The organism is Aquibium pacificum, assembly GCF_040839445.1.
GTDB classification, from domain to species: Bacteria; Pseudomonadota; Alphaproteobacteria; order Rhizobiales; family Rhizobiaceae; genus Aquibium; species Aquibium pacificus.
On the sequence record NZ_JBDPGJ010000002.1, the window covers coordinates 441859 to 453819 of the forward strand.

General features: G+C 61.6%; 11 protein-coding genes. 10 read left to right on the top strand and 1 reads right to left on the bottom strand.

Annotation, left to right across the window (positions count from 1 at the left end; translation table 11 throughout):
- Positions 1-114: 114 nt before the first annotated feature.
- From hemE to ABGN05_RS08490, 8 genes are all read left to right on the top strand, one after another.
- Positions 115-1140 carry a uroporphyrinogen decarboxylase gene (gene hemE, locus ABGN05_RS08455; protein ID WP_367953572.1) on the top strand — a complete coding sequence of 342 codons (1026 nt, stop codon included), beginning with the start codon at positions 115-117 and terminating at the stop codon, positions 1138-1140.
- Positions 1141-1145: 5 nt separating this feature from the next.
- Complete coding sequence (gene hemJ / locus ABGN05_RS08460) at positions 1146-1676, top strand: protoporphyrinogen oxidase HemJ (protein WP_367953573.1); 531 nt, start codon at positions 1146-1148, stop codon at positions 1674-1676.
- Positions 1677-1822: 146 nt separating this feature from the next.
- Positions 1823-3088 carry a transcription termination factor Rho gene (rho, locus tag ABGN05_RS08465; protein ID WP_367953574.1) on the top strand — a complete coding sequence of 422 codons (1266 nt, stop codon included), beginning with the start codon at positions 1823-1825 and terminating at the stop codon, positions 3086-3088.
- 90 nt (positions 3089-3178) lie between these two features.
- A complete protein-coding gene (mnmE, locus tag ABGN05_RS08470) occupies positions 3179-4510 on the top strand; it encodes a tRNA uridine-5-carboxymethylaminomethyl(34) synthesis GTPase MnmE (protein WP_367953575.1) in 1332 nt (443 codons plus the stop codon).
- Positions 4511-4580: 70 nt separating this feature from the next.
- On the top strand, positions 4581-6470 hold the full coding sequence (gene mnmG, locus ABGN05_RS08475; RefSeq protein ID WP_367953576.1) for a tRNA uridine-5-carboxymethylaminomethyl(34) synthesis enzyme MnmG: 1890 nt from the start codon (positions 4581-4583) through the stop codon (positions 6468-6470).
- The gene (gene rsmG / locus ABGN05_RS08480; RefSeq protein WP_367953577.1) at positions 6467-7108 is read left to right on the top strand and encodes a 16S rRNA (guanine(527)-N(7))-methyltransferase RsmG; all 642 of its coding nucleotides are present in this window, start codon (positions 6467-6469) and stop codon (positions 7106-7108) included. Before mnmG ends, rsmG begins: the two co-directional genes overlap by 4 nt.
- A gap of 21 nt (positions 7109-7129) precedes the next feature.
- Entirely contained in the window at positions 7130-7927 is a 798-nt protein-coding gene (locus tag ABGN05_RS08485; RefSeq protein WP_367953578.1) for a ParA family protein, read from the top strand.
- Positions 7928-7958: 31 nt separating this feature from the next.
- A complete protein-coding gene (locus ABGN05_RS08490; RefSeq protein ID WP_367954344.1) occupies positions 7959-8834 on the top strand; it encodes a ParB/RepB/Spo0J family partition protein in 876 nt (291 codons plus the stop codon).
- A gap of 31 nt (positions 8835-8865) precedes the next feature.
- Here ABGN05_RS08490 and holA read toward each other — a convergent pair whose 3' ends face one another.
- On the bottom strand, positions 8866-9906 hold the full coding sequence (gene holA, locus ABGN05_RS08495; RefSeq protein ID WP_367953579.1) for a DNA polymerase III subunit delta: 1041 nt from the start codon (positions 9904-9906) through the stop codon (positions 8866-8868).
- Positions 9907-10034: 128 nt separating this feature from the next.
- Here holA and ABGN05_RS08500 point away from each other — a divergent pair, with 128 nt between their 5' ends.
- Together ABGN05_RS08500 and hpaE are read left to right on the top strand one after the other, a co-directional pair.
- Positions 10035-10424: a 5-carboxymethyl-2-hydroxymuconate Delta-isomerase gene (locus tag ABGN05_RS08500; RefSeq protein ID WP_367953580.1), complete on the top strand. Its 390-nt coding sequence runs from the start codon at positions 10035-10037 to the stop codon at positions 10422-10424.
- A 10-nt stretch (positions 10425-10434) separates the two neighbouring features.
- Positions 10435-11961, top strand: a complete 1527-nt coding sequence (gene hpaE / locus ABGN05_RS08505; RefSeq protein WP_367953581.1) for a 5-carboxymethyl-2-hydroxymuconate semialdehyde dehydrogenase — start codon at positions 10435-10437, stop codon at positions 11959-11961.

Here is an 11961-nt window from a genome sequence, read left to right on the forward strand (position 1 = left end):
TCGCTGGCGCCGATGGGGAAAAGCCGATATCCCCGATTCCGACAGAGTCTAAGAACAATCAGATTCCTTAAAAAAGAGATTCTCTTTTTCATTGAGGGCGGAGAGGTGACGCAGATGGCAGTCGAACAACGGATGATGCGCGTCCTGAACAGCGAAGCCGTCTATCCTCCTCCCATCTGGATGATGCGCCAGGCCGGCCGCTATCTGCCCGAGTATCGCGACGTGCGGAAAGAAGCCGGGAACTTCCTCGATCTCTGCTACAACCCCGATCTCGCCGTCGAAGTGACCCTGCAGCCGATCCGGCGCTTCGGCTTCGACGCATCCATCCTTTTCTCCGACATTCTCGTCGTTCCCCATGCGCTGGGCCGAGACCTGCGCTTCGAGGAGGGGCAGGGACCCCTGATGACGCCGATCGACGAGAGTGGCATCGAAAGGCTCGAGACGGATGAACTTCACGCCCGTCTGGCACCCGTCTACGAGACGGTCAGGCGCCTGCGCCGTGAACTGCCGGCCGAGACGACACTCCTCGGGTTCTGTGGGGCACCCTGGACGGTCGCCACGTACATGATCGCTGGGAAAGGGACGCCCGACAAGGCCCCGGCGCGCCTGTTCGCCTACGAGCACCCCGAGGCCTTCGCCAGGCTCCTGGATATCCTCGCCGAGGTCTCCGCGGACTATCTCATCCGCCAGATCGACAATGGTGCCGACGCTGTCCAGATATTCGACAGCTGGTCCGGCGTGCTCGACGAGGCTTCGTTCCGCTCGTTCTGCGAGGCCCCGGTTGCGAAGATGGTGAGGAAGATCAGGGAGGCCCATCCTGCCACCCCCATCATCGGGTTCCCCAAAGGCGCCGGCAGCCTCTACGACGGATACAGGGCGAACACCGGCGTCCAGGCGCTGGGGCTGGACTGGGCCGTGCCGCTCTCGCAGGCGCGCCGGTTACAGGCGCAGGGCGCCGTTCAAGGCAATCTCGATCCCATGCGGCTTGTCGCCGGCGGCAAGGCCCTTTCCGAGGGCGTTACGACCATCCTCGAAGCGCTCGCGGACGGCCCTTTCATCTTCAATCTCGGGCATGGCATAACGCCGGAAACGCCTATCGAGCATGTCGAGGCGATGATCGCCGAAGTGAGAAGGCGCTAGCGGGAATGGAGGACGGCGCTTCTACTGGACGCACCGCCGCTCGTCGGGCAGCGATTGCCATCGCGGTCTTCCTCGCATTGACGGCGGTGCTGTTTGCAATCGACCCGAACAATTTCTATCTCTGGGCGAAGGCGATCCACGTTATCGCGGTTATCTCGTGGATGGCGGGGATGCTCTACCTCCCCCGGCTGTTCATCTACCACTGCGACGCCGAGCCCGGTTCGGTCCAGTCCGAGACATTCAAGACGATGGAGCAAAGGCTCCTGCGGGTCATCATTAATCCGGCGATGACCGTCACCTGGGTTTTCGGGCTCTGGCTTGCCTGGGAAGGCTTCCGGTTCCAGGCCGGATGGCTTCACGCCAAGATCCTGCTTGTGATCCTCTTGTCGGGCCTTCACGGCTATTTCTCGGCCGCCGTCAGGAAGTTCGCGCAGGACCGTAACGACAAGTCCGCGCGGCACTGGCGCCTGATGAACGAAGGCCCTACCGTGCTGATGATCGCGATCGTGATTCTCGTGATCGTCAAACCATTCTGAGACTGCCAAAAAGCCTTCTTGCGCTGGCGTCATGTCGGCTATAAAAGACCGGCTTCCTCCCTGTACAGCGCAGCCGAGCCGCATCCAGTTCGCCGCCGGCAGTTGCCGCACCCCGCTGTATCCCCTCGCACATTCAGAGTTTTTCCATGCAGGAAATGAAACTACAGGAATTCAAGAACAAGAAGCCGACCGATCTCATTGCGTTCGCCGAATCGCTGGAAGTCGAGAACGCCAGCGTCATGCGCAAGCAGGAGCTGATGTTCGCGATCCTGAAGAAGCTTGCGGCACAGGACATCGAAATCATCGGAGACGGCGTTGTCGAAGTCCTACAGGATGGATTCGGCTTTCTTCGATCCGCGAATGCCAACTACCTGCCGGGCCCGGACGACATCTATATTTCGCCTTCGCAGATCCGGAGGTTCTCGCTGAAGACCGGCGATACCGTCGAAGGTCCGATTCGTAGTCCGAAGGAAGGGGAGCGCTACTTCGCGCTGTTGAAGGTCAACACGATCAACTTCGACGATCCGGAGAAGATCAGGCACAAGATCCATTTCGACAATCTGACGCCGCTGTATCCGAACGAGCGGCTGAAGATGGAGCTTGAGAACCCGACGACCAAGGACATCTCTTCGCGCGTCATCGACCTCGTCGCGCCGCTCGGAAAGGGACAGCGCGGACTGATCGTGGCGCCGCCGCGGACCGGCAAGACCGTCCTCCTCCAGAACATCGCCCACTCGATCACCTCCAATCATCCCGAGTGCTTCCTGATCGTGCTCCTGATCGACGAACGGCCCGAAGAAGTGACCGACATGCAGCGCTCGGTACGCGGCGAGGTCGTCTCTTCGACGTTCGACGAACCGGCCGTCCGCCACGTTCAGGTCGCCGAGATCGTCATCGAGAAGGCCAAACGCCTGGTGGAGCACGGCAGGGACGTCGTCATCCTGCTCGATTCGATCACCCGGCTCGGACGCGCCTACAACACCGTGGTGCCCTCGTCCGGCAAGGTGCTGACGGGTGGCGTCGACGCGAACGCGCTGCAGAGACCGAAGCGCTTCTTCGGCGCGGCGCGCAACATCGAGGAAGGCGGGTCCCTGACGATCATCGCGACGGCCCTCATCGACACCGGAAGCCGTATGGACGAGGTCATCTTCGAGGAGTTCAAGGGAACTGGCAATTCGGAAATCGTGCTCGACCGCAAGGTCGCCGACAAGCGCATCTTCCCCGCAATGGACATCCTGAAATCCGGGACGAGAAAGGAAGATCTTCTCGTGCAGAGGCAGGACCTCCAGAAGATATTTGTGCTTCGACGCATCCTCTCGCCGATGGGCACAACCGATGCGATCGAGTTCCTCATCGACAAGTTGAAGCAAACGAAAAGCAACGCGGACTTCTTCGATTCGATGAATACCTGAACTATTAGGGTCAAAAAGGGCGTACTGCTCTAAATTACTGGCTGCTAATTTCGCTCGTATTGAGCGGTGAAGCGATTGCCCGCAGATCACATGATGTTCCGGGAAACAATCTACGCCCTGTCTTCCGGCGCGCTGCCCTCTGCGGTCGCAGTCATAAGGTTGTCGGGTCCCCATGTGCGCGAAGCGTTGACGCGGATCGTCGGCTTCGTACCGGAACCGCGGCAGCTCGTACTGGCGACGATGCGCAACAGCAGCGGCGAGCAGATCGACAGAGGCTTCGTTTCGTACTTCGCCGCGCCGGCCAGTTTCACCGGCGAGGACGCGGCGGAACTCGACAGCCACGGCGGCAAGGCCGTCGTCGCGGCATTGTTAAAAGAACTCTCCTCCATTGCCGGCCTGCGCCCCGCCGATCCCGGTGAGTTCGCGCGGCGGGCCTATCTGAACGGCAAGTTCGACCTTACGGGCGCCGAGGCGCTCGGCGATCTCATTGAAGCCGAGACCGAGGGCCAAAGACGTTTCGCCGTCGCGAATACGGGCGGCAGGACGGCAGCGCTCTACCAAGGCTGGCGGGAGAGGATCATTCACACGCGCGCCATGATCGAGGCGGAACTCGACTTTGCCGACGAGGGGGACATTCCGGAATCGATCGGGTCGACGGTACTATCCTCGGTCACCGAACTGCGTCAGGAGATCCTCAGCCACATCGAGGGCTACAGTACGGCGGAGATCCTCCGCGAAGGTTTCCAGGTCGCTTTGATCGGTCCGCCGAATGCAGGAAAGTCCAGCCTCCTGAATGCGTTGGTTAAGCGGGATGTGGCGATCGTGTCGGACGAGCCCGGAACCACGCGCGATCTCGTCGTGGTCAACCTTGATCTCGGGGGCATGAAGATCGTCCTCACGGATACCGCAGGCATCAGGGAAGGTGCGGGCAAAGTCGAACAACAAGGCGTCGAACGGGCGCGACATGCGGCGGGTTCGGCTCATCTGGTTCTGCGTCTGCAGGATATCACGGCGCCTCCATCTTTCGGACTGAAAGACGAATATACCGACGAAATCGTTGTCTTGACCAAGATTGATCTGGACGAACGCGTCTCGGTTGGGGATCCGCCCGATCCCGGTCACCTGGCCGTCTCGGCGAAAACCGGAGAAGGGTTGGACGCGTTGTTGGCTCTTCTACAAGAACGAGCCACGAAGGCGACGGGCGCGACCGGAGGATTCGTGCCCTTCCGCGAACGGCATCTCGTGCATCTTCGGGAGGCAGAGAGGCTGCTCGGGGAGTTTTCCGCTGCGAGGAACCTTGGTCTTGAACTTCAGGCCGAACTCCTGCGCGGTGCAAGTCTTGCGCTGGGTAGGATCATAGGCGATGTGGATGTGGAAGACCTCCTCGACGTGATATTCTCCCGTTTCTGCGTCGGGAAGTGATTCACGTGAAACATCGGTAGCGTCAACAACGTGACTCACGTGAAACATGCGAGCGCGCCATGGGTCGCTCATGTGTAGAAGGAGTATCCTTGTGCGATATGATGTCCTGATCATCGGCGGCGGCCATGCCGGATGCGAGGCAGCTTCGGCGGCAGCGCGGTACGGTGCCCGGACGGTGCTCGTCACGCTGGATGCAGACAAGATTGGCGTGATGTCGTGCAACCCGGCGATTGGTGGCCTGGGAAAGGGGCACCTTGTTTGCGAGATCGACGCCATGGACGGCTTGATGGGCCGAGTCGCCGATGCCGCCGGGATACAGTTCCGCCTCCTCAACCGGCGTAAGGGGCCGGCGGTCCGCGGGCCACGGACCCAGGCTGATCGGAAACTCTACCGGCAAGCGATGCAATCGGAAATCGAGGCGCAGCCCGGTCTGGACGTCATCGAAGGAGAAGTTGGAGAGATTCTTGTTGCGGGCGGACGCGTCAACGGCGTCGTCCTGGCGAATGGCGAGGAGGTCAGTTGCGGCGCGATCGTGGTGACGACAGGAACCTTCCTCGGTGGACTCATCCACATCGGCGAACGCCAGTTCACGGCCGGCCGAATGAACGAAAAGGCAAGCATCGGCCTAAGTCGTTGGTTTCGTTCACAAGGGGTCAGGATGGGGAGGCTGAAGACCGGCACGCCGCCGCGCCTACAACGCAATTCGATCGACTGGTCGGGCATGGAGATGCAGTCCGCGGATGAGGATCCGGTCGCGTTTTCGTTTATGACCACTCGGATCACGAATCCCCAGATCCAATGCGGGATCGTGCGTTCCACAGTCCGTACTCATGAAATCATAAGGAAGAATATCCACCGCTCCGCAATGTATTCCGGGACGATCAAGGGCGTAGGACCCAGATATTGCCCATCGATCGAAGACAAGATCGTCAAGTTCTCCGACCGCGACGCGCACCAGATCTTCCTGGAACCGGAGGGGCTGGACGATGATACGATCTATCCGAATGGTCTTTCGACGTCGCTCCCGGAAGATGTTCAACTGGAACTGGTCAGGTCTATACCGGGGTTGGAGCGGAGCGAGTTTCTCCAACCGGGCTATGCCATCGAGTACGACCATATCGATCCCCGCGAGTTGAACCATACGCTCGAGATGCACTCGGTAGAGGGTCTTTTCCTTGCCGGCCAGATTAACGGCACGACCGGCTACGAGGAGGCGGCGGCCCAGGGGTTGGTGGCCGGAATCAATGGCGCCCGACGGGCGGCTGGCGAGGACGGCATAGTGTTCAGCCGGAGCGAGTCCTACATTGGCGTGTTGCTGGATGACCTCGTGACGCGGGGTGTTTCCGAACCTTATCGGATGTTCACGTCGCGGGCCGAATTCCGGTTGTCGCTGCGAGCGGACAATGCCGACACGCGATTGACGCCAAAGGGCATCGATTTGGGAATCGTGTCCGGCAAGCGAAGAGAGCTGTTTGAGCAGAAGATTCAAGCCTTCGGCCGGGCCATGCAGATGTGCAGGGATTGGAACGTCACGCCGAATCAAGCACGGCGGCATGGGCTCGCGGTGAATGCGGACGGGGTTCGGAGGAGTGCGTATGAGCTCCTGTCCTACGCGGACGTGACGATCGAGCGGCTCTCGGCGATCTGGCCGGAGATGCTCACGATACGCTCCGACATAGCCGAACTGATCGAAACGGATGCACGATATGCCGTTTATCTGGATCGGCAGGAAGCGGACATCCTGCTGATGCGGCGCGAAGAAGCCATGAGCATTCCCGGGAATTTCGATTATGAGCGGCTTTCGGGTCTCTCGACGGAATTGAAGCAGAAGTTGATCGCACGGAAGCCACGCTCTATTGCCGACGCCCAGAAGATCGAGGGGATGACGCCGGCTGCGCTCGCTTTCCTCGTTGCTTCGATTCGCGCGGAAGACCGTGCACACCGGCGACTCGCGTCGTGAGCCAGGACCGATTCGCCGCGCTTTGCGCGGTTGCTGGCACTGTTTCACGTGAAACTTTCGAACGGCTAGAGGCATTCGAGCGGATTTTTCTTCGCTGGGCCGACCGGATGAATCTGGCTGCGCCGTCGACGCTGACTGATGTCTGGTCCCGGCACATCCTCGACAGCGCCCAACTGGCCGGCCTCACGAAGGCAATGGAGATAGAAAGGTGGGTGGATATCGGGTCTGGCGGCGGCTTTCCGGGCGCAATCCTCGGCATCCTTGCCGAAGGACACCAAGCGCGATCCGTAACCCTGGTGGAATCGAACGCAAAAAAGGCCTCCTTTCTCCGGAATGCGCTGGCGGAACTCGCCCCCAGCGCCCAGATCATCTGCGACCGCGCGGAGAACTACATCGCGACACATGCGCCGCCGGATGCAGTCAGTGCCCGGGCTGTGGCAAGCTTATCGGCGTTGGTGAGCCTTTGCGAATCTTGGCTGGGGAGCCGGACGATCGGATTTTTCCATAAAGGTCGGGATTACCGTGCAGAATTGAAACTAGCCACTGACACGTGGAATCTCGATCTGGTAGAACACAAGAGCGCCGTCGACGCCGGAAGCGTCATCCTGGAAATTCGAAGCGTCCGGCGCAGGGTCTAACGAGCGAGAGCAGGAAGACAGATGCTGGGCGGCGCACGCATCATCACGATCGCAAATCAGAAGGGGGGAGTGGGCAAGACCACAACCGCCATCAACCTTGCTACAGCGCTCGCGGCGATCGGCGAGCGCGTCCTCATCATCGATCTCGATCCCCAAGGCAATGCAAGCACAGGCCTCGGCATCGACCGCAAGGACCGCGACCTTTCCTCCTACGACGTGCTCGTCGGTAACGTGTCAGTCGTGGAAGCGGCGATGAAGACTGCCGTACCTCAGCTGTCCGTCGTGGCTTCGACCATGGACCTCCTCGGTGTCGAAATGGAAATCGCCGGTGCGCCGGACCGCGCCCTGCGCCTGCGAAAGGCATTGCACGGCCCGAAGTCGATCTCTGGCGACTATTCCTATGTCCTGATCGACTGCCCGCCGTCGCTCAACCTTCTCACGGTGAATGCTATGGCCGCGGCCGATTCGGTGCTCGTGCCGCTCCAGTGCGAGTTCTTCGCCCTGGAAGGGCTCAGCCAGCTTCTCGAAACGATCAGCGAAGTCCAGGCGAGCATCAATCCGGATCTGGAAATCCAGGGAATCGTGCTGACCATGTATGACGGTCGGAACAATCTCGCCAATCAGGTCGTCGAAGACGTCCGGCTCCATATGGGAGAGAAAGTCTACCAGACTGTCATTCCCCGGAATGTCCGGGTCTCGGAGGCACCCTCCTATGGCAAGCCGGCGATCCTCTACGATTTGAAGTGCAGCGGCAGCCAAGCCTATCTTCAACTTGCTTCCGAGGTCATCAGGAGAGAGCGGCAGCTGCGCGCCGCCTGATATTTTCAACCTTCGACCGGAATTACCTGCGATGAGCGAAGATCTATCGAGAAAGCGGCTGGGGCGCGGACTTGCAGCGCTGATCGGCGAAATGGACAAGCCAGCCGATCCGCAACGCGAGATGGCGCAGCCGGACAGGAAGGTTCCGATCGAGTTCCTCTCCCCGAATCCACGAAATCCCCGTCGGCGATTTCCGGAGGCGGAACTCTCGGATCTCGCGCAGTCGATCAGGGAGCACGGCTTGGTGCAGCCGATCGTCGTGCGTCCGAGCGGGTCGGGCCGCTTCGAGATCATCGCTGGCGAACGTCGCTGGCGCGCGGCGCAACAAGCCGGGCTCACCCGTGTTCCCGTCATCGTCCGCGAAGTGGACGACCGCGTGGCGCTCGAACTGGCCATCATCGAGAATGTCCAGCGCAGTGACCTCAACCCACTGGAAGAGGCCGGTGGCTACCAGAGCCTCATCGAGGAACATCAGTATACGCAGGCCGACCTGGCCCAGGTGATTGGCAAGAGCCGCAGCCATGTAGCCAATACCCTCCGGCTGCTCCGGCTGCCGGACGAGGTGCGACAGATGCTGGCGGACGGCGCCCTGTCCGCCGGCCATGCGCGGACGCTCGTGACGGCGGAGAATCCCCGGGCCCTGGCGGAGAGGATCGTCAATGAGGGGTTGTCGGTGAGACAAGCCGAGGCGCTCGCGCAGGTGCCCGTCGGCGCGGCGCCCGAGACGAAGAGCAGGGCCGTATCCAGAGAGAAGGATGCAGACACCGTCGCTCTGGAGAAGCTGCTTTCCGATAAGATGGGGCTCGGTGTTTCCATCCGCCATCGGGAGAAAGGCGGTGAGGTCCGCATCAGTTACGCCACGCTCGAACAACTCGACGATCTCTGCCGCCGTCTTCAGGCAGGCTGAAAAGCGTTTCTGGCAAGAGGACTGGACGTTTTCAGGCGCGTGCCCGCGCGGCGGTCACGGTCAAGGCCAGAAGGGTTTGCCGGACGATTTCGGGCGCAAGTTCGGGTCTGCGGCGCGTCGCGAGGACCGTTTGCTGCAACCGGTCCAGCGCGGAAGTCAGTGTTTCCGTAGACCACCGCAACAACGCGTTCTCGATGATCGTCTTTCTCGCGAAGAACACCGGCGGCCGCGCAGAGGCGACGACGCTGGCCGCCGTCTTTCCGCTCCGGTCCATCTCGGCCCGCATCAACGACAGCGCCTGCAACTGGCGCATCGCGGCCGTGAGCAGCGCGAACGGCGCCGTGCCCGACGCGAATGCGCGCTGCAGGCGGCTGTCCATCTCCGCGTGTTCACCCTGAAGCATAGCATCCACAACCTGATCGCCCGTGACCGCGGAAACATCTCCCGTGGAGGCGATCACATCCTGGACACCGATATGCCGCTGGCCTGCGCAATAGAGAAGCAGCTTCTCGATCTCGCCACGCGTCGCGAGCCTGTCGCCGCCCAGATGAGACTTGAGGAGTTGCCGCGCGTCGAGCGAGATCGTCGCGCCCGTCTCCTGCAACTGGTTGTCCAGCAATTGGTCGAGGCTGCGGCCTTCGTCGGCATAACATGGCAGGGCGATCGCAGCGGGTGCCGCTTCGACCGAGGAGCGAAGCGGACTTCCCTTCTTCAATTCACCCGCTTCGATTAGGATGACAGCATCCTGCGGCGGGGCTTCGAGAAGCGCTTTGACCGCGCCGGCGAGGCCCTTTTGCGCGCCGGCGTTCCTGATCCAGATCAGGCGCCTGCCGCCGAACATCGAAACGGTGTTGGCCTCGTCCGCGAGCCGTCCCGGATCTCCGTCGATCTCTGTCGCGTCGATCTTCACGACCGAGAAGGGGTCATCCGGATCGAGGCCGGTGCTGGTGCTGAAGCGCTTGGCTCGTTCGGAAACGAGACCGCGATCGCTGCCGTAGATCAGGACGACCGCGATCCTGGAATCCGGCCGCGACAGCCAGCCGTCGACCTCATGGGACTTTCGTTGCGCCATCCACGCCATCTAGCATGGTGTCCGGCGGATCGCATCTCCCTATGGTCCGAAGCGAGGCGGTTTCCCTGCCGCTGTTGACAAGCAAGGGGCCCATCACTTAACACGTTAATGAGTTGAAGGCGAACCAAATGCCGCATTTCACGATCGAGTACTCGGCGAACCTGGACGAGGAGGTGGACATCGGCGGCCTTTGCCAGCTGATCCATGGCAAGATGCTGGAGACCGGCCTCTTCGAAGAAGGCGCGATCCGCGTTCGCGCAATCCGCTGCGACGCCTATGCGATAGCCGACAAGCTCCCAGAGAACGCTTTCATCGACATGAGCCTGCGGATCGGCGTCGGCCGCGGTCAAGCCGAAAAGAAGGGCGCCGGGGAGACGATCTTCGAGGCAGCCTCGGCATATCTGAGCGATCTTCTCGAACGGCCGCATTTCGCCTTGTCGCTCGAAATTCGCGAGATCGCCAAGGACCTGAGCTGGAAGCGAAACGCAATGCACCCCAGACTCCGGAAACAGGTGTGAAGGCACGATAATGGCGACATTCGAAGAGAACCTGTCGAAGGCAAACCGCTTTCTCGCGCGCTTCGTGAGCGACGGCGTGCTCAACCAGATCGGGGGAGAGGCGGTTCCGGCGCAGGACGGTGCGACCTTCGAATCGATATCGCCAGTCGACCTGAAGCCGCTTGCCAAGGTCGCTCGTTCGACGGCGCCAGATGTCGATCTGGCCGCGGAGGCGGCGAAGGCCGCGTTTCCCGCCTGGGCGGCAATGCCGGGCGAGGCACGCAAGAAGCTGCTCCACAGGATCGCCGATGCGATCGAGAGCCGTGCCGAGGAGATCGCGCTCGTCGAGTGCATGGACACCGGCCAGGCCCTGCGGTTCATGTCCAAGGCCGCGCTCAGGGGGGCCGAGAACTTCCGCTTCTTCGCCGACCGGGCACCTGCCTCACGCGACGGCCAGTCGCTCAGGACACCCGGGCAGGTCAACATGACGACGCGCGTGCCGATCGGGCCGGTGGGCGTGATAACGCCTTGGAACACGCCCTTCATGCTTTCAACCTGGAAGATCGCCCCAGCGCTCGCCGCCGGCTGCACCGTGGTGCACAAGCCGGCCGAGTTCTCGCCCCTGACGGCGCGCCTGCTCGTCGAAATCGCGGAAGAGGCAGGCCTTCCGAAGGGCGTCTGGAACCTGGTGAACGGCTTTGGTGAAGACGCGGGAAAGGCCCTGACCGAGCACCCCGACATCAAGGCGATCGGCTTCGTGGGCGAGAGCCGGACCGGAACGCAGATCATGAAACAGGGCGCCGATACCCTGAAGCGCGTCCACTTCGAGCTCGGGGGAAAGAACCCGGTCATCGTGTTTGCCGACGCGGATCTGGAGCGCGCCGCCGACGCGGCTGTGTTCATGATCTACTCGCTGAACGGCGAGCGGTGCACATCCTCCTCGCGGCTTCTCGTCGAGGAGAGCATCTATGAGCGGTTCACGGCGATGGTCGCCGAGCGCGCCAGCCGCATCAAGGTCGGACATCCGCTCGACCCCGCGACAGTGGTCGGACCGCTGATCCATCCGGTCCACCGCAAGAAGGTCACTGACTATCTCGCGCTCGGGCAGGCGGAAGGGGCTACGCTCGCCGTCGGCGACGCGGGTTTCGAGGGACCGGACGGTGGTTGCTATGTCCGTCCGGCGCTGTTCACCGGCGTCGATAACCGCATGCGGATCGCGCAGGAGGAAATCTTCGGCCCCGTGCTGGTGGCGATCCCGTTCAGGAACGAAGCGGAGGCCGCGGCGCTCGCCAACGACGTGCGATACGGTCTAACCGGTTATCTATGGACATCCGACGTAACGCGAGCCTTCCGCTTCACCGACCAGCTCGAGGCGGGCATGATCTGGGTGAACTCGGAAAACATACGGCACCTCCCCACGCCGTTCGGCGGCGTCAAAAGTTCCGGCATCGGGCGGGACGGCGGCGATTGGTCCTTTGAATTCTACATGGAAACCAAGAATATTGCCTTCGCCACGTCCGCTCACAAGATTCCGAAGCTGGACGGCCACGGAGGATAA

Excerpts from the sequence above, each read along its gene's own strand:
- hemE (WP_367953572.1), top strand. The coding sequence starts at position 115 with ATGGCAGTCGAACAACGGATGATGCGCGTCCTGAACAGCGAAGCCGTC.
- hemJ (WP_367953573.1), top strand. The coding sequence starts at position 1,146 with ATGGAGGACGGCGCTTCTACTGGACGCACCGCCGCTCGTCGGGCAGCG.
- rho (WP_367953574.1), top strand. The coding sequence starts at position 1,823 with ATGCAGGAAATGAAACTACAGGAATTCAAGAACAAGAAGCCGACCGAT.
- mnmE (WP_367953575.1), top strand. The coding sequence starts at position 3,179 with ATGATGTTCCGGGAAACAATCTACGCCCTGTCTTCCGGCGCGCTGCCC.
- mnmG (WP_367953576.1), top strand. The coding sequence starts at position 4,581 with ATGTGTAGAAGGAGTATCCTTGTGCGATATGATGTCCTGATCATCGGC.
- ABGN05_RS08485 (WP_367953578.1), top strand. The coding sequence starts at position 7,130 with ATGCTGGGCGGCGCACGCATCATCACGATCGCAAATCAGAAGGGGGGA.
- ABGN05_RS08490 (WP_367954344.1), top strand. The coding sequence starts at position 7,959 with ATGAGCGAAGATCTATCGAGAAAGCGGCTGGGGCGCGGACTTGCAGCG.
- holA (WP_367953579.1), bottom strand. The coding sequence starts at position 9,906 with ATGGCGCAACGAAAGTCCCATGAGGTCGACGGCTGGCTGTCGCGGCCG.
- ABGN05_RS08500 (WP_367953580.1), top strand. The coding sequence starts at position 10,035 with ATGCCGCATTTCACGATCGAGTACTCGGCGAACCTGGACGAGGAGGTG.
- hpaE (WP_367953581.1), top strand. The coding sequence starts at position 10,435 with ATGGCGACATTCGAAGAGAACCTGTCGAAGGCAAACCGCTTTCTCGCG.